Raw genomic sequence first — 24,260 nt, 5'->3', positions numbered from 1 at the left:
ACTTAATCTTGTTATCTAACTTATGAAACAAAAAACAAGAACCCTTTTATCTAAAATTCTATTCAAACTACGATTTATTTTATTAGAAGTAATTCAGCACGCAGAAAAAGAACAAATAGCAACTAAGAATGAAATTCTTCTTTCTAAAATCCTCACAAAAGGCAAGGGTATTAGATTTAACGGAAGTATTACAATTACACACCCCCGACTAATCACTTTAGGGTCAAATGTCCATATTGGCAATAATGCCTATATACATTCAGATGGTGGAGTTATCATTGGAGACAATACACATATCAGCAGAAATTTCGTGCTCTATTCTAGCAACCATCAATATGAAGGAGAAGCTCTTCCTTACGATAATAAAAGGGTGTATAAACCTGTCCACATCGAAAAAAATGTCTGGATAGGCATGAATGTCTGTATTATACCAGGTGTTACAATTGGGGAAGGCGCTATCATTGGGTTAGGCACTGTTGTCACACGTGACGTTCCACGACTCTCTATTATTGGGAATCCTCCAGAACGAATACTAAAATCAAGAAATGAGACTCTATATTCTAATCTTGAAAACAAAAAAAAATACGGGGGTATAAATGGAGATTTATACAATCAGTCTGGCCGTACAGTTATGGAGATGGAAGACAACCTCTTCTTTATAGTAGGTACTGGAAGGTCTGGGAGTGAAGCAATAGCAAAAACGCTCAATGAGCATCCAGACATCACTTGCGCCCATGAACCAAAAGGCGAATTGATAAAACTTTCCACTGATTATGCGCATAAATTAATCAGCAAAGACGAAGTTAAAAGTAGAATCATTGCACTATATAAATCCTCGTCTAATATCTATACCAAAATTTATGGTGAATCGGATCAAAAAATTTCTAACCTAGTAGAAATCTATGCTGAGATTTTCCCAAAAGCCAAGTTTATTTGGTCTATAAGAGAGTCCAAAAAATTTATCATGTCTGCCTATGGACGTGGATGGTTTGATGATAGAGAATTTGAATACCCATTTAGGGAAAAACTTTCTGTCCCATCTTTGTTTGCTTTACCTATTTACCGCGAAAACAGAATAAATGGTGGTATATGCGACCCTCGGATAGACATAGAAATCTGGAAAAAAATGTCTCCATTTGAGCGCAATTGCTGGTATTGGGAATACTGGAATAGTTTAATTGAACAACAACTAGAAACCATCTCAAATGAGAGCATCTCCATTAAACTAGAGTCATTCAACACAAATGTTTTGGATATACTAACGTTTTTAGATGCGAATGACATTAGACTAAAACCAAAAACAACAAATATTGCAGCGTACCCTATACAACAAAACTTAACCCTAGAAGAAGAAGCTCATCATAACAAGTGGTGTCTCAAAAAAATGAACAAATGGTATGGAATCAAATAACCCATTAGTATCAGTCATCATCCCTTCCTATAACCGGGAGGCACTCATAGCAGAAACACTGCAGTCTGTACTGAGTCAGACCTATCCAAACTGGGAGTGTATCATCGTGGATGATGGATCAACTGATAACACCAAGGGTGTCGTTCAACAGTTCATAAAAAAAGACAAGCGGTTCAAACTGTTTGACCGTCATCGAGAGCCAAAAGGAGCACCTACTTGTCGAAATATAGGAGCGACGAAATCCAAAGGAGAATACTTGATTTTTTTTGATTCCGATGACATCATGCTTTCAGACATGATTAAAATAAGGGCAAACTGTATTGATGCAAATAGTAAATTTGACCTCTGGATAAGTGCCGTTGGCGTATTGAAACAAAACGACACTTCACCAAGGGTACAAAAAAAAACACTTCCCATCTCCGACAAGATAACCTTAGAGGAGTTTATGCTTCCTTGTCCTCGAACTCCTAAATGGAATACTCCAGCGGTTATTTGGCGTAAAGCTTCATTTTTAAAGTTACTCTGGAATGAGTCTATTCCCATATGGCAAGATATTGATTTACATATTCGTGCAATTGATCAATCCTTCAAAGTGTACTCTACACAGTACCTAGACTGTCTTATCAGAATCGACAATAATGACACAAACAGAATATCAAATCATAGGTACAGCTTTACCAAACTTGAAGCAAAAAGAAATATTGCACTGGCTTTGACAGAAGTCCTCAACAAAGAGAACATACCTTGGATGAAGAAAATTTTAGCACTTGAAATTTTTCAAGGTATTGAAGATTCAATTGTAACTGGTCAAATGAAAAAACACACATTAACTAATTACATACGGCTGTTTGAAAACATACTTCCCTCCAATACATTGTTTAACTTGGTTCAAGGTTACTTCTTTGTACTAAATGTTCTTAGACAGACCAACCTGCCATATGTAAAAGGTATCCTCATACGATTACAACATGACGCACTAATAAATAAAATTCTAAAATGAACGGTTTTTTATACATAGCAACGGGCAAAAAATATATCGATGAGGCTGAGCAATCTGCACTATCTCTACTAAAAGTGATACCCAACGCTCATATTTCCTTGGTCACTGACACAGAATATAAATCAGACGTTTTCACAAATGTAATTATTGAAAAAATAGACCTAGAAACAAAGGATTGGAAAGACGGACTCTTATACAAGATAAGAGGATTCTCTCTAAGCCCGTATGAAAACACTTTTTTCGTAGATTCGGACACCTACTTTTGCGAAGACATTTCTTCCACTTTTGACCTTTTAGATCACTTTGATCTTTTAGTCTGCAAAGACTATTATGACAAAGAAGAAATACAAATAAATGAAAAGTGTCTCGTTGGCTACTTCCCATATAACACAGGTGTTGTCGGGTTTAACAGTAGACCAAGAACGAATCGATTCATTAGCAACTGGCATAGCTCTTTTCTAGAAAATAAAACCACCATGTGGAGTGATCAGCCTGCCTTCATGAAAGCACTAGCAATATCAGACATCAAACTTCACTGCCTAGACTCAACATACAATTTTCGATTCTTAAACAACGTAGCATTCCCTGACAAAGAAGCTATAAAAATAATTCATGGTCGCTGCTCTCAAGATGAATTCAAAGGGATAGAAAAAAAAGTAAACACTCACCTGTCTCAAAGAGTTTGGGTTGCATCCAGAAGGAAATGCTATTCGTGGGAAGAAAAAAATTTCCCTCTTAAATTGTCTTATAAAATTTACTCGTTTCTACGAAAACTATTAAAATGAAAACAGTAATATTCGCAGGAGGACTTGGCTCACGCATTTCAGAAGAGTCGCACCTTAAACCCAAGCCAATGATCGAGATCGGTGGCAAACCGATCCTTTGGCACATCATGAAAAGCTACGCGCACTACGGCTTCAATGAGTTCATTATTTGTTTGGGGTACAAGGGGTATGTGATCAAAGAATACTTCATGAACTACTTTATTCACAATGCGGACATTACCGTAGATTTAGCCGACAACTCCACAACTATACACAAGGATCATTCTGAAGATTTCAAAATTACTATGATTGACACGGGACATGACACCAAGACGGCAGGTCGACTAAAAAAAGTCGCTCCATATATCCAAGATGAGCAATTCATGCTAACCTACGGAGATGGCGTCAGTAATATTAATATCAAGGAATTGGTTGAATTTCATCAAGAACATAATAAAATCGCCACCGTCTCCACCGTACAACCTGCAGGGAAATTCGGTGTGATAGACATGGCAAATGATGGATCCGTCAATGGATTCATCGAAAAACCGAAAAGTGGAGGATCATGGATCAATGGAGGTTTTTTTGTGCTCAATAAAGAGGTATTCAATTACCTAGACGGAGATATGAATCAAGTCATGTGGGAAGAGGATCCTATGAAAAAATTAGTGGCCGACCATGAGCTAGTAGGCAAACAGCACCACGGTTTCTGGAAATCCATGGATATCCTAAGAGATAAAGTAGAATTAGAAGCTATGTGGAAAAATGAACCAAAATGGAAAACTTGGAAATAAGTCTAATTAACCAATTCAGAGGAAAAAAAATATTCTTAACTGGCCATACAGGCTTCAAGGGTAGCTGGATGCTCTGCTTACTTCAACATACAGGCGCTAAGGTAAAGGGCTATGCACTAGAAGCCGACAATCAGAGTCTCTATAATCAAATTGAAGGAAATAAACTTTGTGATTCTTTCATTGGTGATATCAGAGATGCTGCTCTATTAAAAACCGAAATCGATAGTTTCCGTCCTGATTACATCTTTCATTTTGCTGCACAGCCATTGGTTATAGCATCTTATGATGATCCCAAGTACACCTTTGACGTCAACGTGGGTGGCTCTATCAATGTCATGGAGGCTTTTCGCTCTTTAGATTACACTTGTACACTCTTGGCGATCACGACTGACAAGGTCTATAAAAACAAAGAGTCCGAAACGCCTTATCGAGAGGCAGACGAACTGGGAGGGCACGACCCATACAGCAGCAGTAAAGCAGCTATGGAACTAGTACTACAATCCTACGTTTCTAGCTTTGGCTTAAATGAACATACCAAACGAGTAGTCATAGGTCGAGCAGGCAATGTTATCGGCGGGGGTGACTGGGCCGAAAACCGAATTCTTCCCGATATAGCTCGTTCCTTGCTGAACGGCGATACCCTCCAACTCCGCAACCCAAATTCAATCCGTCCATGGCAACATGTATTAGATGCTCTCGTGGGATATTTGAAAGCTGTCGTTTATATAGAGCAACCTACAAATGCTACCTCCCCTTATATCTTCAACTTCGGTCCTGACGTGCAAGAAAAAATCACGGTGGAAGAACTATCCCAAATCGCAATAAGCATCATTGGGAAAGGGAAATACGAAATAAGTCCAGTAAAAGAAGCACACGTAGAAACCACTCAGCTCCTTCTGGATAGCAGCAGAGCTAACCAAATCCTAGGCTGGCACCCTAGATGGAATGGAAAACAAGCCATTCAAAAATCCATTGCATGGTATCAACAACACAGCAGAGCCAGCAATAACCTCCAGTTATGCCAGTCAGATATCAAAGATTACTTTCAACGCTAAGCCCTTCTTCATGTCCAACATTGCCATCATAGGAGCTACTTCTTTTTTAGCCAAATCCATCATTCAACAACTTGTATCACAAGAAAAACACTTTATTGGCTTTGATCAGCAGTCCTACTCTTTTCCAGAAAAGAGTTTTTCATCTGAGTTCCCTTTAGCAGACTTGCTCGAAATGAACGTCATCTATTATTGCGCTGGCCTTGGCATCCAGCCCAAAAACAAAGACCCTGAAAATCTGATCTATGAACTGAACGCCTTTGAACCCATTCGCCTTATCTCCTATTTACTCAACTTTGGATTCAAAGGAAAAATAGTAACTTTCGGCTCTTATTTTGAATATGGAGATGCTACGAATCCTACTCCGTTCAGCGAGGCACAACTAGTCAAAAACACTAACCCTAAACCGAACACCTATTGTCATTCAAAGGCTTTGTTAACAGCCTTTGTCCAAGATCAAATCAATAGCAGACATGATCAGCTTCTCCATTTTATTCTCCCCAATATCTACGGTGCAGGAGAAAATGAACATCGACTATTCCCGTATATAGCGAAATCTGTAAAAAATGGAAAAACCATGACTTTCACCGCAGGTACACAACTGAGGCAATTCGTCCATGTGGATGATGTAACGACTCTCGTTACTTCTCAGGTACTTCAAAACCACTCGGGCATCTATCAATTGGGAACGAATGCTCAAACAGTACGAGAAGCCATAGAAGAGGCCCTCGCGGGGTTAACTGCAGTCAAAGAAAACGTCCGTTTTGAATTCACTGCCATGGAGAGAAAAGACACCTCAATGGAATATCTCGTCATGGACGACAGTAAAGCCCGTCATACGTTTGGCTGGAATCCCAAAAAGAAAATTGGCATGGAAATTTTAAAATACACATGAAAACTATTCAAACCCTAACAGGAGGTTGCCTGCTTCTTGGCTCTCCGCATTTTGAAGACGACCGAGGTAGCTTTATCAAGTTTTTCAATCACGATTCCCCTTTAGAAAACTATCAAATTGCCCAGGTCAACTTCGTACAAAACAAACAAATAGGCATACTCCGAGGACTACACTACCAGCAAGGGTCTCATACCGAGTCTAAATTTTTTCGAGCGACCCAGGGCAAAATTAATCTCGTATTCCTAGACCTAAGACCTGACAGCTCTACCTATCAACAGGCCGATTCCGTCATATTGGATAAATCAGATGTAGGTTTGTGGATCCCTACGGGATTTGCGACAGGCTATGAAGTCCTAGCTATAAATACGGATATCCTATACTTTTCGAATCAAGCCTATATTCCCGAATCAGAAAACGGCATCAACTGGCAGGACCCTATGGTACATGAGCATTGGCATACGCCAAACCCTATCGTATCAGACAAAGACCAAAACTGGCCTCTATGGAAACCCTAATAGACATCCTAATCCCTACCTACAACCGTTGTGCTGATTTAGTCAAGAATATAAAGGGCTTGACCAAGCAAATTAAAGAAGAGCACCTTGCAGACAAAGTAACCATTATCATATCGGACAATTGTTCGCCTGACGATACGAAAATTCAGGTCGAAGACCTCATGACTGCCCACCCTGAGCTATCCATTACATATTTTTGTCAAGCAAAAAACATAGGTCTCGAACCTAATGTCGTAGACCTCATGGGTAGGGCGACTAGTCCCTATGTCATGTGGATAGGTGACGATGATTATATCGTGTCAGGCTATTTGACATTTTGTATCCAACAAATCGAAGAAAAACAAATAGGCTGTATAATCCCTGGTCTCAGCAACCTCTATGAAGATGGTACCATCATAGAGAGTCGGCTAGAAAATTTCGAATATCAAGCCTACCCCGCTGGCTACAATTCACTGTTTGAAGTTTCGCACCTGGCACATCAAATGTCTGGATTATTACTCAACAGAGAAGGGCTAATAGACCGATACCTCCGAGATCCCGAATTTCGAAACCCTTATTTATTTATATTCTGGACAGCAGACTGCCTCTATAGAAAGGGAGGCATATATGCACCTCATTTCAAGACACTCGTTAGCGTTTTTAATGTAAAAGATTGGGGATATAATGAAGTAGGTCTTTTGGATGACGTCTTCAAATCATACTACTTTTTCAAAAGAGACCTGACACCAATACAACTTAGAGAGTTGCTCCTTCGTTTCTCGAAAATGCACTCCTACCGCTACAACATCAAAAAAAATGAGCCCTTTAAGCTTCTAAAAAAATATAATATTCTCAGTACCAAACCACCAATGAGTTTGCCTGGTTTTAAATACCAATTGGCTATGCATTTGATCAAGGATTATATCAAAAGTTACAGGTAAACTGTATCAGTGTATTGTAGCCCCAAACGCAAAACGGCCTCACATCGTGAGACCGTTTCATTGTGTAGTATTCAACATTGCATTTGCTTTTTATGACTTATACTTTGTGAGTATTTATTCGGCTACATCGGAGGATGTACTGGCCTTTTCAAACTCCAGATTTTTCACCGTCTTTTTGAGTTTAGCACCTGGACGAAACCTGATTCTACCAGCTATAATGTTCGCAGTACGAAAATCCTCCTCGGTATCTGCACCTTTGCTACTCAGTGTCAAAAAGAGAGTACCTAGATTGCTAAGTCTCACCTGTCTACCGTGGATGAGTTGCATCTCGATCACCTCTATCAAGGTGGCCAATGTTCCTACTACAGAACCATAGTTGAGATTGGACACCTTGCTGATAATCCCAGCCAACTCATCAAAACTCACATCGTCCCCATTGACGATTCTTGCATAGTACTTTTTTGGGAGCGACAAATCCCTTGGATCTACGCGCTCAGTTACTTTATATGTTACAGACATAATTGATAAAATTTAAAAAATTAAACATTTATTGATTTGAAATCCTAACCGAGCGCTCTGTGGGATTTGGCTTGTACAAAGCCATTATAATGCCAAATAGGCGACATTAAATACTAAAAAACGTTAAAAAACACACCGTATTGAAGAAGTCTTGAAGAGGTTGAGCAACCAAAGGGTAAAGGGTGTACGACAAACCCTCCGAGGTTGCGCAACCAAAGGGCAAACCATGTACACCCTTTGACTAAAGGTTGTACACCCTTTTTGAAATTGTACCGTTTTTCACAATCATCATTGCCTGACAAGGTCTATCTCCTACTAATCGCAGAAAGACAAAAGAGCCAACACCTGAACTCGCCGATAGAGATAGCCTGATCTCACGTCGGGCTATGACGAGAAGAAAAATGGGTAATGACAAAAACAACCAAGGCTAATTTTCCCAAAGTTTGGAACTTTTGTAAAGTTTGAATCACCAAGTAATATTTATCTTGCAGCTTGATGAAACTCAGAGACCAAAACATCCTACTGATCTCTCCCGAACCTTGGGATCATATCTTCGTGTCGAAGCATCATTATGCACGACACCTCGCGGAGCGGGGCAACCGAGTAGTGTTTGCCAACCCGGCCGGGGACCGCTGGCAGTTGAAGGACTCTGGTGTTGCAGGCTTACAGGTGTTGGATTATCCCAAATTCGTCAAGGGACTGAGAATACTCCCGGCTTGGGTGAGTCAGCGACTCATTCGTCACAAGTTGAAACAAATCGAAAAACACTGTGACCTGACATTTGATCTCATCTGGTCTTTTGACAATTCGGTATTCTTTGACTTTACCCTGCTAGACACCTACAACATTTCGCATATCGTCGATTTGAATCAGGATTTCGAAACCGCCAAAGCCGCTCGTACTGCTGATATATGTTTCTACACCACCCAACATATCGGTGACCGCCTTTCGCAGTTCAATCCCAACACTCACTTCATCAACCATGGCTACAATGCCAAGACCTCACCCAGTCCCAAAACGCTACCAGGTGCGCACGCCACCAAGGTGCTCTATGCAGGCAATCTCAACATGCCCTATTTGGATTGGCAACACATGTATGAGGCTATCATCCAAAACTCCCAAGCAGACTTCATCTTCCTAGGCCCCTTGGTCAAAGAACAATCCAACCAAAATCCAACCTGGAAATACCTGACTGACCTACTCCACCACGAAAGAACATACTTTTTGGGCAAAGTCCCTGCTGACGAACTCCCCGCCTACTATGCCGCAGCAGACATCCTAACCATCTGCTACCAAGAAAAGCATCACGATGATCAAGCCAATCCCCACAAAATGATGGAGTATCTCGGCACAGGAAAGATAATAGCTGCCACACAGACCGCCACCTTTGCGGAGTATCAAGTACCATTGATTTCCATGAGTAAAAGTAATACGGCGTTTGCAAAAAAAATAAGTGACTGCATCCGTCACGCCAAAAAATGGAACAATGACATGTGGCAAGAAAAACGCAAAGCCATCGCGAGAGACAACACTTATGAGAAGCAAATCGAAAGAATAGAAATTATTATAGCAAATGTATAAATCTTGTATAATCACACACCGTCAAGGATTTTGGGCATACGACACTTTACTAGCGTGTCCAAAACTCGATTTTTTCGGATTTCATGATACAGCAAATCTATTCTCTTCGGGTGTCAACCCTTACCAACTCGAGCCAGCAGAGGATTTTGATATTATTTTTATCGGCAGCCATCCTTTACGATATTTAGTTCCTAATGGAAAAGAAAAAGAGGTTATAAAAGCATTAGAAAAAAAATGCAAAAAGCTAGTACTCATTGACGGGTGGGATTCTTTTGACCTAAGCGTACCTCCATCAATAGTCGATCTATTTGAGACTGTACTAAAGGTAAATGGTGTATATAAGGATAAAGATCTGTATAACTGGAAAGTCGGCTGTGACTACCCTGGGGTCAACTGGACGAATAAAGAAACAAAGAAAAATCACATATACACCCACGAGCAATTAGACAAAATAAAGCTTAGTTTCCCCTGTCAAGTTGGAATCGTACCAGAAGTAAAAAGGCGCTTAAGAAAACATAATCCTACTTTAGGGTATTGGACTACACAAAGCAGAAACATAGTCGACCAGATGTTTAAACAGGCATCTGTACTAATGAAATATCGCTTTGCTAATCAACTCACCTCATTTTTAGGTGATCTTGGACATATTCAACGACTGGAACTATTACATCTTCTACACGACAACCACATTGACGGAGATTACGGTGTATTTAGAGTACTTGAAAGCATGGCTGGGTTAGAACAGAGCCTGTGCCCAGAGCAAGTTAAGAAACATAAGGAAGAGCTTGAAGCCCACAAACTCTTAAAAAAGAAGAAAAATAGAATCCAATATTTATATGATTTCAGCAAATTCAAATCTATCATCTCTCCTGTAGGCTATGGCGAAATGTGTTTTAGAGATTTAGAAATCATGCAAATGGGCAGATGTGGTATTAAGCAAGACATTAGTCATGTAGACCATCTTGCTCCTTTCGTCCCAAATGAAAATATCATCTTTTGCAAACCTAATTTTTCCGATCTAGTCGAAATATTGCATAATGTAGATCGCCGAGAGATAGATTATAAACAAATAGGAAAAAATGCCTACAAAGCGGCTCGATCATGGGAACAAAACATTGATCAAGTATTAGAGACCTCCATAATTACTCCCCTCTTTCCTCATGCCTAGTCTAATCTCGATCATTACTCCGGTACACAATGCTGAGTCCTATATAGCCGAAACTATCCAATCTGTACTTAATCAAAGTTATAGCCATTGGGAGCTTTTGGTTATTAACAACGCCAGTACTGATGGCTCTGAAACAGAAATACTGAAAGCCAAAGATCCTAGAATCAAGTACTTTTATGAAGGCAAGAAAGGTGTTGGATTTGCGAGGAACAAGGGATTAGAAGAAGTTAAGGGCGAATTCTTATGCTTTTTAGATGCTGACGATATTATGCCAAAAAACTCTCTGAGCTCACGTCTCCAAATATTTAACAACAACCCTCAATTGCAATTTGTAGACGGGGCAGTTCAGTATGTTGATCAAAACCTAAAAATGATTGATAAAAAATATAGTCCTTCTTTTAAAGGATACCCCTATAACGAGTTGCTAAGACTCAATGCAGAGTGTTTATTTGGCAATACTTGGATGATAAAGTTACAACCAAACCGAATATATAGATTTGACACACAGATGACCCATGCAGAAGATCTCTATTTCTATTTGACTATTTGTGAAGGAGGTCTATACAGCTATACCAATGAAACAATTTTACTTTACCGCCAAAGGCCAGGTTCAGCCATGAAGAATCTCAAAGGTCTTGAAAAAGGATACATCAAATTGATACAAAAAATAAATAGATCCTTAAAAATTAAGAATTGGAGGCTATCCTTTCTAAAATTGAAAATTGCAAAGATAATGTTCCTATCACATACATTCGATGGCCGTGACTTTATCAGTGGTTTTATGAGTATCTTTAAAATATTAGCTGCTAAATGAAAAAGCCCACCCACATATTGATCTTCATTTATAATAGCTACAAAGACCCGTTATTTCAAAACCTACTGCTGTCCTATGTCAAAACACTGAAGCAAAAGGGCAACTATAGATTTGACTTAGTTACTTTTGAACAATCAGAGTACCATTTATCACCTCTGGAAACGGAAGAGGAGCAGCAACTATTACTACAACACAACATCCATTGGCATCCTCAAAAATTTCATACTGGCAAATGGCTACTGCTAAAAAAAGCCGTTGATGCGGTTCAAACTATTCTGGTAGTTTCTAAAATCAAGATCACTCATCGCCCAACATACATATTTGCCTTTGCCAATGTAGCAGCTGCATACTCTATTATGTTATCAAAATTACTCCATATGAAGTTGGTTGTTTATTCTTACGAGCCTCACAGTGAATTCATGAAGGAACTTGGACTATGGAAAGAAAAAGACTTGAAATACAAAGTTCTCAGTTGGCTAGAAAAACAAGCTGGCATTTATGCTCATGTAGTACTAACAGGAACAAAACATGGCGTTAATTTGCTAAAAGAGTATAAATCTAAAGCCACATTACACAGAGCTCCTACGGCGGTAGATCCAGATAAATTCTTCTTCAGAGAAGACGGGCGTAGCAAAATCCGAACTCTATATGATATTGAAAACAAAGTCGTATTTTTGTATCTAGGTAAATTTGGCGGGTTATACTATCAAGAAGAATTATTCGAGGTGTTTTCTGAAATTTTAAACCACAATCAGAATGCCTTTTTATTAGTGGTTAGTTCGTTCGATCATGAATTGCTTAAATTATGGGCTGACAAATACGGCATCCCTATGGCCAACTACTCCATTACATCACGCTTGACTGATGAAGAAGTAAAAGAATACATCTCAGCAGCCGACATAGGTATTAGTGCCGTCCCCCCCTCTCCTTCACAAAAATTCAGATCTCCTACCAAAGTCGCAGAGTACCTACTATGTGGCTTACCATACATCACCTGTCAGGGGGTTTCCGAAGATGATGATTATGCTAGAGATCATGGAGTCGGTGTAGTTCTTGATCATTTTTCTCGCGATGAAATCCGCAAAGCACACCCTAGAATTAATCAAATTTTAACATCCAATAAAGGTTCGCTTAGAGAAAAATGTAGACAAATAGGGCTGGATTATAGATCTAAAGAAAGAGTAGATCGCCTATTACTAACTACCTTCAAATAAGCCTGATGACTAATCCATGAAAAAAATAATCATATTTTCCTATCATGCCTTACCCTTTAATGTCATCGCCTCCTATCGAGCCAATGCTTATTTAAAACATTTTCACAAATTCGGCATAGAACCAACTCTGGTTACACATGACTGGGGAGCTCCTGAAAGTAAAGAAATAAGAAATGAAAAGCACGCCTACGGCCAAGTCATTAGAGTCCCTAAAGGGTTAGAATTAACCCCAAAATGGAGAATCCAAATTGAAAAAACACCTATCTTAAATAAAATAGGAATCCTTCTTAAATGGGCTAATGGATATCTAGATAATAATCCTAGAATGATAGGGAATTACAAATCCTATTTGAAACACTGCAATGAGATCATGTCAAACAATCACTTTGACTATATGATGGGAATTTTCTCACCTCATCACCATCTAATGCTATGCCATACGTTACATGAAAAATTCAAAACCCCATACATCTTAGATTTTAGAGACCTATGGCACAATCGTATCATTCACAAAAACTACCAACCCAACCTCACTGAAAGGATACAGGACATGATCACCAAATTCTATTGGAAAAAATGGCTATCCAAAGCTTCTTTTTTCTCTATCACGAGTGAAGATTGGAAAAATAAACTCAACGAACTCACTTCTACAAAGGGAGTAGTCATCCACAATGGGTTTGATCCCGAACTGTTCGAAGGTCTTCCCACTATCAAGAACAGAGACGAATTTACAATCATCCACGGGGGATCATTATATGAGCATCAAAAACTAGACATCTTCCTAGATGGTTGTAAGCAATTCATCGAACAAGAAAAACCTTCGAATTTCAAGGTGAAGTTCATAGGAGGAGACAGAGATCACGCATTGCCCAATCAAATCAGTGGCTTTATGTTCCAAGCAAAAGAAAGAATACATTCCATATTATCTACTGAGTACTGTGAGGTAACCCAAAGGATACCTAAAACCTCACTGGCCCTAGAAATCGCACAATGTCAATTACTACTATTCCCTGGTCTTCCTGACTCCCCTGGCACACACTTGGGGAAAATATTTGACTACATCGGCAGTAAGAAAAACATCCTCATGACTCCAGACGATCATAGTGTAGTTGGAGAGATGATGAGAGAGACTAAGACAGGTTATATTTGTAATTCTTCAGAGGAAGTTTGTAACCTACTCATGACTACCTACAAAGAATGGAAAAAAAATGGAAAGCTGAACTACAATGGTAATCAAAAGACCATCGATCAATATTCTAGAGAAAGTCAGGTAAAGAAGATGGCTGAGCATATTATGAACTCCTTACTACATGAATAGAGTAACATAGTCTTGAGCTAAATTTACTTCTCCTATAATGTACTACCTCTGTCTCATTCGCAAAATAAATTAGCATAGCTTGACATCAATCAAATCAGTCGCTCTCTCAGGCATCAAATGGACCTTTGGTAGCCAAATCCTACTACAGTTGGTTGATCTTATCGTGACTGCCATACTGAGTCGTCTCTTGGCACCCGATGATTTTGGGTTGTTTGCAGTCGTATTTACTACACTCAACCTATTCAATAGCTTAAAGAATATGGGTTTTGGTTCGGCGCTCATTCATAAAAAAAAACCGAGCCCTCTTGCAATCACATCTTTATTTTGGCTCACTGCAGGTATCGGTCTTGTATTTTCATTGACACTATACATCAGTAGTGGCTATATCGGTACTTTTTTCAACAAAGAGAGTCTGCCTTATCTACTTCGCTTGGTCTCTGTGGTGTATCTCATACAAGGTGTTAGTTCCATCCCAAGTACCTTGATTCAAAAGGAACTACAATTCAGAGCTATTTTCAAAATGAATACAATCTCCATGGTTCTCTCCAATGGAGTTGCGATATTCGCCGCATATCAAGGCTATGGAGTATTGGCTCTCGCCTTCAAAATGATCACTAGCTCATTGGTTGGGTTAGGACTCAGTTGGTATGTATCACGATACAAACTATCTTTTGCATTCAATTGGTCAGTACTCAAGCCTTTCTTTAGTTTTGGCTGGCCTATATTCTTAGACGGAATTCTGGGGTATGGACTTAGAAACCTCGACAACATCTTAATTGGTAAATATTTCAACGCTTCTACCTTGGGGTATTACAACAAATCTTATCAACTCATGGTATTGCCCATGAGCAACATAACCAAAGTACTCTCTAGGGTTATGTTCCCTACTCTGTCTAAAGTCAACGATGATGCTATTCTAAAAAGAACTTATCTAAAATCTATCTCGCTGGTGTCGGCTATTACATTTCCAGCCATGTTTGGTCTATCTGTGTTAGCCGAGGAGGCAATCATGATCGTATATGGCGATCAGTGGCGTCCAGCGATCCCCTATCTACAGATACTCTGTATTACAGGTGCTTTCCAACCCATGGCCTCACTAGCAGGTAACTACTATTTGATCAAAGGGAAAACTTTCCTATCGCTCAAAGTTTCTGTTTTGTCTAGGCTGTTTATGATTGGCTCCATAATTCTTGGTCTTCAATATGGTCCACTGGGAATCGCAATTAGCTATACAATCTCGAGTTTGATTGCTTTTATGCCAGAACTGTACTTTACGAGCCGATTGGTGGGTCTACACTTTTTTGAACCCATTAAAGCTTTCAGTCTCAATCTATTGATCACACTTGTGATGGTTTCGACTGTCTTTGTGATAAAAAACCACACCATAGACCTAGGAGACCAACTGCTCATTAGAAGCCTTTCTCTCCCTCTCATAGGGATATTCACTTACTTAACACTCTCCTTCCTGTTCAATAAAAAAATATGGAAAGAATATGTCTCTATATTTAAAAGTATAAGTCATGGACAATAAAACTGTGCTCCACTTAGGGTCAGATTCACACAACTATGACTATGTAGTTTCCTCATTGAATCGGTTAGGGGTAAAGAATCAATATTATTTGGTAGACGTAGGAGAAGACAGGCTGACACCAAAAAAAATCAAATCCAAACAAATCATTGGCTTCAAGCCTAACTCGATCCAATTTCGAGCCTTTGTAGAAGAATTACCCTCGCTCCAAAAAGTGATCATCCACTACTACACTGCTGCATGGGCCAAATTCATATTGACGCTTCCTCCATCCGTAGAGGTCACTTGGGTGTTCTGGGGTAATGACGGCTACCTACTTCCCAAAATGAGAAGCTCCATCCATTCGGCAAAAACAAAAGAACTACTTCAACCTTCTTCTAGCCACCCTATAACTCGAAAGCTAAAAAAGTTAAAAAGATGGCTAACTAGAGAAAAAACAGATCGTCAATACTTAGAACTTGGGCTTCCCCGTATCAACACCTGTGCAACTTGGGTAGAAAACGATTGGCTTAAGATTAAAAAAGCATACACAATAAATCCACAATACTGCTATTTTGCCTACTACTCCATAGATATGCTCATAGACACCAACCTAAGGAAGAAAGAAAACGCAAAGTCAATCTTGGTCGGTCATAGTGGAGATCCGGCCAACAATCACTTGGATGCGTTTGATTACATTATCAAAAACAAATTAGAGTATGACAGGATTGTATGCCCTATGACTTATGGCTTTAGACCAGACTATGGAAATACTGTGTTGCAAAAAGGTCAAGAGCTATTTGGTGACCAGTTTTACCCTTTGCTAACTCACCTCCCAATCGAAGAGTACAACGAACTACTTACCTCCGTACATATAGGTTTGGCTCTACACAATTATCAAAAAGGAGCTGGCAATACGCTTAGTCTGCTATGGACGGGAGCAAAAGTCATCATGCGAGAATCTAACACGCTATACCAGACCTACAAGTCATGGGGGATCGATGTGTTTTTAGAAGAAGAAGTCGATCAAATGTATCAACCTAATTGTTTCAAAAATCAAGAGATACTAGGTACACAAATGAGCCAATCAAAAATAGATGCAGGGTATCTATCTTTGGTTCAATAGGACTATTGAAAATAACTACGAATCATCTCGCATATATAGTCTACCTCCGAATCCTTCAGTTCGTAGAATAACGGGAGCCTGACCAGTCTATCTTCAAAACCAACAGCATTCGGCAGATTTACCAACAGGTGCTCTTTTAAATAAAATTCGCTTTTGTGTAAACATAAGTAATGAAATACAGCATGTACTTCTTTTGATCTGAGGAAAGCAATAAGTTCATCCCTTTCTACTACAGACTTGGTCAATAAATAAAAAACATGTGCATTGTTGCTTGAACCATGCGGTACTTTTGGCAGCAAAATCTCCCCACTATCCTCCAATGGCTCAAGTTGCTCTTGATAGGTTGTCCATATTTCAAGCCTTCTACGTTGAATATCTTTGAGATTCTCTAACTGCGCATATAAAAATGCCGCCGTAACCTCCGAGGGCAAAAATGATGACCCTACATCTACCCACCCATACTTATTAATCTCGCCACGACTAAAGGCAGACCGATTGGTTCCCTTCTCCCAAATAATTTCTGCTCTATCAGCCAGCTCTGGATTATTTACAACTAACAGCCCCCCTTCACCAGCAATAATATTCTTGGTTTCATGAAAACTAAAAGTAGACAAATCACCAAAGGAACCTAAAGGTTTGCCCTTGTAAGTGGCGTCAATGGCTTGCGCAGCATCCTCTATTAGATACAAACCATGCTTCTCACAAATTGCTAAGATCGCCTCAATATCACAGGCCATCCCTGCATAATGTACAATCACAATGGCTTTGGTTCTCTCTGTAATCAAACGCTCGATTGATTTAGGGTCAATATTGGGATGATCCTTACCCGAATCTGCAAACTTGACCTCTGCTCCTCTGAGGATAAAAGCATTGGCAGTAGAGACGAAAGTATAAGTAGGCATGATAACCTCATCCCCTAATTGAATCCCCACCAATAGCGCACTCATCTCCAGTGCATCGGTACAACTGCTCGTTAGCAAGCACTTTCCAAAACCATAAGTATCCTGAAAAAAAGTGTGACACTTTTTAGTATAAAGTCCATTGCCTGATATTTTTTTTGACGCAACTGCTTTTATCAAATATTCAGTTTCTTTGCCTGTGAGATAAGGTTGATTGAATGGAATCATAATAGGATTAAGCCTCAAAATAAAATGAAAATATTAATAACTGGTGCAAATGGCTTTTTAGGGTCTCACTTGCTTCGCAGACTAAAAAGTAAAGGTAAAAATGTTTCTGCGCTGATTCACCAGAATCAAGACAATATACCTACAGATACTCCTCTATACAACTATGAATCGATACAAAAATGTTCAATTGACTTTGATGTAATTTTTCACCTAGGCGCTTTTATACCTGCCTTGCCAACAAATGATTCTCAATCCTCGACTAACGTCGAAACAACAAGAAAGCTCATCTCATTATACCCAAATACTCACTGGATATATAGCTCGTCTGTCAGCGTTTATGAAAACTGTATCGAGCTCATATCCGAAAGTACTGCTGCTAACTTCACTTCCGAATATGCCAAATCTAAATTTCAAACCGAAGAGCTAGTTACGAAATTAAATCAATTCAAAATCATACGTTTTTCTTCTCTCTATGGCACAGGTATGCGACCAAATTCAATCATTCCAAGATACATAGCACAATCTCTCCAAGGAAATGTCATCTCTGTCTATGGGGAAGGGGAGAGGCTTCAGGACTACCTATATATTGAAGATGCGCTTGACTACCTAGAATCTCTATTAGATGCCCCCAATGGGATTTATCTAGGTGTCAATGGAACACCCGTTTCGAACAAATCACTCGCTCATATTACAGCACGCCTGTTCGGTTCGAATATCGATTTCCTCAAGCATAAAAATGAAGGCACTTCCTACACTTATAATAACCATAAGACGAAATCAATCTTAAAAATAAATAAATTGGTCTCCATTGAAGAAGGAATAGCCGAAATGAACAAGAATCAAAGCGCGTGAAAAAAATATTAATAACAGGCATAGGAGGTAATGTCGGGCAGGGAGTATTGATGAATACGACTAATCTCCATCAGAATTTAATAATAATCGGTGCTGACATCAATCAAAATACGGCGGGTAATCACCTATGTAACAAAGTGTACAAAGTCCCATACGCTTATACTAAAGATTACATCCCTTCTATTAAGGCTATATGTTTGGGTGAAAAAATTGACTTAATAATACCCACCACAGATTTTGAAGTCTACCATTTGGCCGAATTTGCCAAAGACTTGCCGACTATACTTGGTAACCCTTTTGATACAGCTAGAACCTTCTTGGACAAATACTTGACTTGGGAAAAATTTAAAACTCTAGGTATTCCGTTTGCAAACAGTTGGACGCCAGAAACTTTCGAAACAAGCTATACCAATGACATCATCGCAAAACCAAGGAAAGGAAGAGGTTCAAGAGGGATTGTTGTTAATCCAAAAAAACCAAAAAATCTTGGTCAAGACTATATGATCCAAGAGTACATTCAAGGTATAGAGCTAACCTCTGCAATCTATGTCACCAAGGATAAAAAAATTATCGGCCCTCTTACATTCGAACGGGTATTAGAATCTGGAGCCACCCAAAAATGCTGGGTAAACCACCAATATGACGATCAAATTTCATCCATTTGTCATCAAATTAATTCTGCTATAGCACTAGTCGGGCCGCTTAACATTCAATCCAGAGTCACTTCTGAGGGGAGAATAGTTCCCTTCGAGATTAATGGCAGATACTCTGGAACCAACTCTATTCGTTCACAATTAGGGTTCAATGATGTCGAGATGGGGATAAATGAGCACTTGTTTGGAATCAGTCCTGTTAACCAAAAGAAAATAACCAAAGGAGTGGCGGTTCGCTTAATCAAAGATGTCGTATACCCTGACTTTTCATCTATTGATGAGATCAATAACAACACCGATCATTTCTACCAAAACTAGATATGCAGATAAAGTTCATCTACTTTGACGTGGCAAACACGTTGCTACACAAACCACAGCTTTGGAACAATATCCAACAAGTTTTACGAACGCACCACTACTCCGTCGACAAAAATCTACTGCAACAACGCCACAAACTACTAAGTGAAATCATCGACTTCCCCATTAAAACATCGCGGGAATTCTATGATGATTTTAACCACAAACTACTACTATCTCTTGGGATCCCTTCAAGCTCAAGCCTACTAGAAGAAATACACGATGCATGTGTAGGACTTAAATGGGAAACATTCCCTGATGTAGACATCCTCAACCAATTAAATATCCCTGTAGGTATCCTATCCAACTGGGACACTTCTCTGAAATCCAAATTGGCTTCTTTTTTTGACGTGCAATTTGACCAAAAAATCGTGTCTGGTGATTATAATATTTCTAAACCAAACCCTAAGATTTTCGACATAGCTTGTGACAACCTTCCTCAATATACTCGTAAAGAAATAGCATTTGTCGGTGACTCTATTAAACTAGACACCCTACCAGGAGCTAACGCAGGCATGACTACTATACTCTTAGATAGAGATGATACGTACCCAAGCTATCCTAAACGGAGAATAAAAACCCTTTCCGAATTAATCAACATAACCACATGAAGAAAATAGCGATTATAGGAGCAGGGGACTTAGGCCAGCTCATTGCCAAAAACATAGTATGTACTAACGAAACCATAGCTGGTTACTATGATGATTTTGCTCAATTGGGCTCTCAATCAACAGATTATCCTATCCTAGGGAGGACGGACAGTATTCTAGACGACTACAATAAGGGAGGGTTTACGCATTTAGTGATTGCAGTAGGCTACAAACACATGAATTTTAGAGCAAACTTATTTCAGAAATTCCGCAATGACATCCCTTTTCACAATGTTATTCATCCTTCTGTGTACATAGACAAAACCGTAACACTCGGACAAGGAATTGTCATTTTCGCCAATTGCACTATAGATTTTGGGTCAAGTATTGGAGACAATGTACTACTCAACACATCAGTCAACATCTCTCATGATTCTATGGTGGGAGACCATAGCTTTTTAGGTCCTTGCGTTGCGATGGCTGGTTTTGTCACTGTGGGACGGAAATGTTTCATCGGGATTAACACTACAATCATCGACAACCTAACCCTCTGTAATCAAACTCAAACTGGTGGAGGAACCGTACTTATCGAATCAACCGAAGTATCAGGACTATATGTAGGAAATCCTGCCCGCCGAGTAGAGCACCGTTAGATTGATTCAATATCATCTAGCTCAACTGTCATCGCCCCATTGTCATAAAAAACCTCTCCCGCTTTGATCCATGGGGAATTCATTTGTTTATGAAGAAATCCCTTTTCCCATCCTTTTGGGGCATCTATTTTCTTCACCACTATGTCCAAATTCAAAGTCAATTTAGACATACCTTCAGAGTGTATCCAAAACATCACATATCTAACAATTGAAGATTTCAATTTATAATCCTTTACTTGAGCCCCGCACGCTCGAAATGTCCAGTTAACCCAGATGTTCCCATTCAGGTAATCTCCTGGCATTCCCGCTTCAGTTATTATAGGCAAAAATGTATTTGATTCAGTATCTCTAATTGCCACCACATGCTGATACTGGTTAAAATGGCTATCCATAAAAACGCCATGATTTGTAATCCCAAAAAATGGCCGTGAGTAACCTTCTACCAATGATGTCCCCCACTTAAGCACGTCGCTTTTGACAAGTCCTCTTTGAATAAAAGAATTTATTGTTACTACTAATTGAGACACCAACAGTACACTAACAATGGGCTTCCAAATAATCGAAATCATCTTCGGATCAAAAACCTCATACTTAATAAATGACACTCTCACAGAGCTATTCCAAAGTTTTGAAAGGTTACTCCAAAAGCTCAATGGAACAAGCAGTAAATAAAAGGCAACTGCACCCATGGCGAAATAGGGAATTGGAAAAGCAAAAAGTATCCCCAGATGAAGTACTACACCAAAAATCAATGTAATTAATCGCAGCTTTTTTCTCCAAAAAATAAAGCAGAAAACAAATTCAAAGAATATTGTAAACCACCCAAGAAACTTCACTAATAATTCATGATCTAGTAAGCCTGAAAAATCAGTACTTGCTACAAAAGGTAAAGATGAGGGAAGCCAAACGCCCAAACCACTTAACCACATTGGGCTCGTAAGCTTGTAAACTACAGAATCTATATACACCACACCTAGTCCAAAAAATATCAATACAAAATAATGCCATTTAAGTGCTCTATTTCTTGGCAAACTCATCAGTGAATCAATAGAAAAGCTATTAGACATGGGGAATAATACTTGCAAAAAACTCATTCCAACAAATGCATAATGCATATGATATTCAAAATCCTTCAACGAAGAAAAAAAGACTAAGGCAAAAACATAGTTCAACAAAGAACTCAACTTACTCTGAAAGCCAACCATTAAGCATACAACCACAACGATCCAAACTAGCAGTGCTGGTAAAAAATCAACCCCAAAGCTCATATATGGGATTTCATCAAAAATCAGATGCCGAAATCGCAACAAATGAATTACCTCAAAAAGTAACACCATATTAAAAAAAAACCGGAACACACCCAACCCATCCCCACTTACAGGTTTTAATAAGTCTTCAATAATTTTCTTCATCATTTAGCGTTACTTTTGTCAGTACTTTTTTTATATGAAATATATCTTTCTAGTCTGTATAAATCTAATACCCATTCTGTTCTCTTATGGGCAGTGTCCAGTATCAGAATTTAGCCTTGATCCTCTTCGTTGTAAAAATAACTCTGTTTCCTTATCGAACAACTCTACAGATGCAATTACTTATCACTGGGACTTTGACGCAGGAGACTTATCCAATACCCCTCTTGTATATTCGGTCATAGATAATATTGGCAGCTCTACTCCTACGAATATAGAAATAGCGTCAGATGGGGGCAACTGGTACGGTTTCGTCAGTAGTAGGGGGAACAGCAAAATAATAAGGCTTGATTTTGGAACAGACCTCTCTTCTACCCCCACAGTTAGTGCACTTACCATCACTGGACTAAGCACACCAGAGGGCTTTCAATTATACCAAGAGGCAGGCAACTGGTATGCATTAGTACTAAACAGTGGTAGCTCTACCCTCTCTAGAATTGATTTTGGTTCGTCATTAGCCTCGGATAACCTCACAGCTACTGGCCTAGTCACTGCAGGGGCTATCAATAGCACCATGAACCTCGTTCAATCTTCAGATAGTTTGATTGTGACTTTAACAAATTTCTCTAGTGAAACGATCTCATTTATCCCTTTTGGCAATAGCATAACCAATACGCCTACTTCCGATGAAATCTTCACAACTACAGCGATCAGTGGATTAACTGACATTATTGGTTTAGACGTTTTTTATGAATGCGGAAATTGGCACGGAATAGTCAATGGTTTTACAAACAAGGCAGTATTGAAACTAGACTTTGGTCCAGATCTATTTTCTAACCCGACAACAAGCGTCCTCGCTAACAGTACGCTCCTAGGAGGGAGCAATCCAATCCGAACCAACATAGAACGAGAAGGAGGAAAATACATAGCCATCGTTTCATCACGAAATGGCCACATCTACCGATTCGATTTAGGTACTGAAAACAACATTAGCTTAGTTGACTCAGAAGACTTGGGTAGTTATTCCACGCTAGACAGACTCCATGCTTTTACATTAATCGAGGATGAATCGAAATGGTATGCTTTTGGAGTAAATACAGCCACAAATGCACTCTACCGCATTGATTTCCCTAATCAATCCTCCCAATCCAGTCTAACATCAACGCTAACCACCCCTACTTTTTCTTATGAAGAAGAGGGGGGATACACTGTCCAACTAAAATCTATTGATGCAAATGGACAAATCTCTTTTAGCTCCAAGACTATCACTATAGATGACGGGCCTACGGTAGAATTCAATAGTACGGGGCACTGTGTCAATTCCTCAATCTCTTTTGCAGGTAGCTCTAGCAATACGATTACAAATTGGAGTTGGAATTTTGGAGACGGCTCACCACTATCAACAGGGGCTACTACAGATCATACTTATACTACTGCGGGGGACTACTCTGTCACCTTGACAGCCACACGAGAAGACGGCTGCAGCAGCGAACTAATCAAAACAGTTAGGGTTGTAGACGATACGCCAACTGCAAACTACAATTACAGTTCCTCCGATAATTGTAGTTTTACAGACTTCACGTTCACCAATGATACCAATGACACAGGAATAGAAGACATTGTCTCCTACCTATGGGATTTTAATGGAGAGGCTACCTCTACAAACAAAAACCCAACCTATGCTTTCGCTACTCCTGGTGATAAAACCATTACACTAACAGCCACAATACCGGGGTGTAGCACCGATACATATTCTGAAAATATCACCATTAGCGAAGGACCGAATGTAAGCTTCGACTATACCAACAACTGCTTTGGCAAAGACATACAATTCACAGACCAAACAACGGGCAATAACATCACGAGCTACTCTTGGAATTTTGGAGACGGAACCCCTACCAGCACTGACCAAAACCCTACTCACCTCTATGCTGCTACTGGAGAATATGACATTACATTAACGGTCGCTAATGATGGGGGGTGCCAAAACGCCAGCTTGCAATCCATCACAGTCTCCGATG

Annotated in this window: 23 protein-coding genes; 20 read left to right on the top strand and 3 right to left on the bottom strand. The window is 39.4% G+C overall.

Features of this window, described 5'->3' with window-relative positions; genetic code table 11:
* The first annotated feature begins 22 nt into the window (after positions 1-22).
* From BGP76_RS17355 to BGP76_RS17320, 8 genes are read left to right on the top strand one after another with little or no spacing between them, the layout of a single operon-like run.
* Positions 23-1,411: a DapH/DapD/GlmU-related protein gene (locus tag BGP76_RS17355; RefSeq protein WP_119845634.1), complete on the top strand. Its 1,389-nt coding sequence runs from the start codon at positions 23-25 to the stop codon at positions 1,409-1,411.
* Positions 1,398-2,411 (top strand): glycosyltransferase family A protein, encoded by a 1,014-nt coding sequence (locus BGP76_RS17350; protein ID WP_119845633.1) that lies wholly within the window; start codon positions 1,398-1,400, stop codon positions 2,409-2,411. The genes BGP76_RS17355 and BGP76_RS17350 overlap by 14 nt, the downstream gene beginning before the upstream one ends.
* Positions 2,408-3,196, top strand: coding sequence for a putative nucleotide-diphospho-sugar transferase (locus tag BGP76_RS17345; protein ID WP_119845632.1), 789 nt, complete (start codon positions 2,408-2,410; stop codon positions 3,194-3,196). The genes BGP76_RS17350 and BGP76_RS17345 overlap by 4 nt, the downstream gene beginning before the upstream one ends.
* Entirely contained in the window at positions 3,193-3,969 is a 777-nt protein-coding gene (rfbF, locus tag BGP76_RS17340; RefSeq protein WP_119845631.1) for a glucose-1-phosphate cytidylyltransferase, read from the top strand. The genes BGP76_RS17345 and rfbF overlap by 4 nt, the downstream gene beginning before the upstream one ends.
* Positions 3,951-5,024 carry a CDP-glucose 4,6-dehydratase gene (gene rfbG / locus BGP76_RS17335; protein WP_119845630.1) on the top strand — a complete coding sequence of 358 codons (1,074 nt, stop codon included), beginning with the start codon at positions 3,951-3,953 and terminating at the stop codon, positions 5,022-5,024. The genes rfbF and rfbG overlap by 19 nt, the downstream gene beginning before the upstream one ends.
* Complete coding sequence (locus BGP76_RS17330) at positions 4,915-5,916, top strand: NAD(P)-dependent oxidoreductase (protein WP_119845629.1); 1,002 nt, start codon at positions 4,915-4,917, stop codon at positions 5,914-5,916. The genes rfbG and BGP76_RS17330 overlap by 110 nt, the downstream gene beginning before the upstream one ends.
* Positions 5,913-6,431, top strand: coding sequence for a dTDP-4-dehydrorhamnose 3,5-epimerase family protein (locus tag BGP76_RS17325; protein ID WP_119845628.1), 519 nt, complete (start codon positions 5,913-5,915; stop codon positions 6,429-6,431). Before BGP76_RS17330 ends, BGP76_RS17325 begins: the two co-directional genes overlap by 4 nt.
* Positions 6,419-7,351 (top strand): glycosyltransferase, encoded by a 933-nt coding sequence (locus BGP76_RS17320; protein WP_119845627.1) that lies wholly within the window; start codon positions 6,419-6,421, stop codon positions 7,349-7,351. The genes BGP76_RS17325 and BGP76_RS17320 overlap by 13 nt, the downstream gene beginning before the upstream one ends.
* Positions 7,352-7,465: 114 nt before the next feature.
* Here BGP76_RS17320 and BGP76_RS17315 read toward each other — a convergent pair whose 3' ends face one another.
* Positions 7,466-7,870 carry an HU family DNA-binding protein gene (locus BGP76_RS17315; RefSeq protein ID WP_099599925.1) on the bottom strand — a complete coding sequence of 135 codons (405 nt, stop codon included), beginning with the start codon at positions 7,868-7,870 and terminating at the stop codon, positions 7,466-7,468.
* A gap of 495 nt (positions 7,871-8,365) precedes the next feature.
* Between BGP76_RS17315 and BGP76_RS17310 the strand changes: the two genes are divergently transcribed.
* The 7 genes from BGP76_RS17310 to BGP76_RS17280 all read left to right on the top strand — a co-directional run bounded on the left by BGP76_RS17310 (position 8,366) and on the right by BGP76_RS17280 (position 16,598).
* Positions 8,366-9,451: a glycosyltransferase gene (locus BGP76_RS17310; RefSeq protein ID WP_119845626.1), complete on the top strand. Its 1,086-nt coding sequence runs from the start codon at positions 8,366-8,368 to the stop codon at positions 9,449-9,451.
* Entirely contained in the window at positions 9,444-10,619 is a 1,176-nt protein-coding gene (locus BGP76_RS17305; protein ID WP_119845625.1) for a glycosyltransferase family 1 protein, read from the top strand. Before BGP76_RS17310 ends, BGP76_RS17305 begins: the two co-directional genes overlap by 8 nt.
* Positions 10,612-11,433, top strand: coding sequence for a glycosyltransferase family 2 protein (locus tag BGP76_RS17300; RefSeq protein WP_119845624.1), 822 nt, complete (start codon positions 10,612-10,614; stop codon positions 11,431-11,433). Before BGP76_RS17305 ends, BGP76_RS17300 begins: the two co-directional genes overlap by 8 nt.
* Complete coding sequence (locus BGP76_RS17295; RefSeq protein WP_119845623.1) at positions 11,430-12,647, top strand: glycosyltransferase; 1,218 nt, start codon at positions 11,430-11,432, stop codon at positions 12,645-12,647. Before BGP76_RS17300 ends, BGP76_RS17295 begins: the two co-directional genes overlap by 4 nt.
* 16 nt (positions 12,648-12,663) lie before the next feature.
* Positions 12,664-13,965, top strand: coding sequence for a hypothetical protein (locus BGP76_RS17290; protein ID WP_119845622.1), 1,302 nt, complete (start codon positions 12,664-12,666; stop codon positions 13,963-13,965).
* 79 nt (positions 13,966-14,044) lie between these two features.
* Complete coding sequence (locus BGP76_RS17285) at positions 14,045-15,496, top strand: MOP flippase family protein (RefSeq protein ID WP_119845621.1); 1,452 nt, start codon at positions 14,045-14,047, stop codon at positions 15,494-15,496.
* A complete protein-coding gene (locus BGP76_RS17280) occupies positions 15,486-16,598 on the top strand; it encodes a TDP-N-acetylfucosamine:lipid II N-acetylfucosaminyltransferase (RefSeq protein WP_119845620.1) in 1,113 nt (370 codons plus the stop codon). Before BGP76_RS17285 ends, BGP76_RS17280 begins: the two co-directional genes overlap by 11 nt.
* 2 nt (positions 16,599-16,600) lie before the next feature.
* Here the strand turns inward: BGP76_RS17280 and rffA are convergent, their stop codons facing one another.
* Complete coding sequence (gene rffA / locus BGP76_RS17275) at positions 16,601-17,725, bottom strand: dTDP-4-amino-4,6-dideoxygalactose transaminase (protein ID WP_185146858.1); 1,125 nt, start codon at positions 17,723-17,725, stop codon at positions 16,601-16,603.
* A gap of 24 nt (positions 17,726-17,749) precedes the next feature.
* On the opposite strand from rffA, the gene BGP76_RS17270 reads away from it, so the two are divergent.
* The 4 genes from BGP76_RS17270 to BGP76_RS17255 are packed head-to-tail and all read left to right on the top strand — an operon-like array spanning position 17,750 to position 20,830.
* Positions 17,750-18,577 carry an NAD(P)-dependent oxidoreductase gene (locus tag BGP76_RS17270; RefSeq protein ID WP_147407509.1) on the top strand — a complete coding sequence of 276 codons (828 nt, stop codon included), beginning with the start codon at positions 17,750-17,752 and terminating at the stop codon, positions 18,575-18,577.
* The gene (locus BGP76_RS17265; protein WP_119845618.1) at positions 18,574-19,548 is read left to right on the top strand and encodes an ATP-grasp domain-containing protein; all 975 of its coding nucleotides are present in this window, start codon (positions 18,574-18,576) and stop codon (positions 19,546-19,548) included. Before BGP76_RS17270 ends, BGP76_RS17265 begins: the two co-directional genes overlap by 4 nt.
* 2 nt (positions 19,549-19,550) lie before the next feature.
* A complete protein-coding gene (locus tag BGP76_RS17260; RefSeq protein WP_119845617.1) occupies positions 19,551-20,198 on the top strand; it encodes an HAD family hydrolase in 648 nt (215 codons plus the stop codon).
* On the top strand, positions 20,195-20,830 hold the full coding sequence (locus BGP76_RS17255) for a NeuD/PglB/VioB family sugar acetyltransferase (RefSeq protein ID WP_119845616.1): 636 nt from the start codon (positions 20,195-20,197) through the stop codon (positions 20,828-20,830). The genes BGP76_RS17260 and BGP76_RS17255 overlap by 4 nt, the downstream gene beginning before the upstream one ends.
* On the opposite strand, the gene BGP76_RS17250 is transcribed toward BGP76_RS17255, so the two are convergent.
* A complete protein-coding gene (locus BGP76_RS17250) occupies positions 20,827-22,245 on the bottom strand; it encodes an HTTM domain-containing protein (protein ID WP_119845615.1) in 1,419 nt (472 codons plus the stop codon). The two genes, BGP76_RS17255 and BGP76_RS17250, sit on opposite strands and share 4 nt — an antisense overlap.
* 31 nt (positions 22,246-22,276) lie before the next feature.
* On the opposite strand from BGP76_RS17250, the gene BGP76_RS17245 reads away from it, so the two are divergent.
* A partial coding sequence (locus tag BGP76_RS17245; RefSeq protein ID WP_119845614.1) for a PKD domain-containing protein occupies positions 22,277-24,260 on the top strand: 1,984 nt, incomplete at its 3' end.

This window comes from Reichenbachiella sp. MSK19-1 (genome assembly GCF_003590315.1).
Taxonomy (GTDB): Bacteria; Bacteroidota; Bacteroidia; order Cytophagales; family Cyclobacteriaceae; genus Reichenbachiella; species Reichenbachiella agariperforans.
The sequence above is the reverse complement of the archived record's forward strand: the minus strand, read 5'-3'. Positions and strand labels throughout refer to the sequence as shown.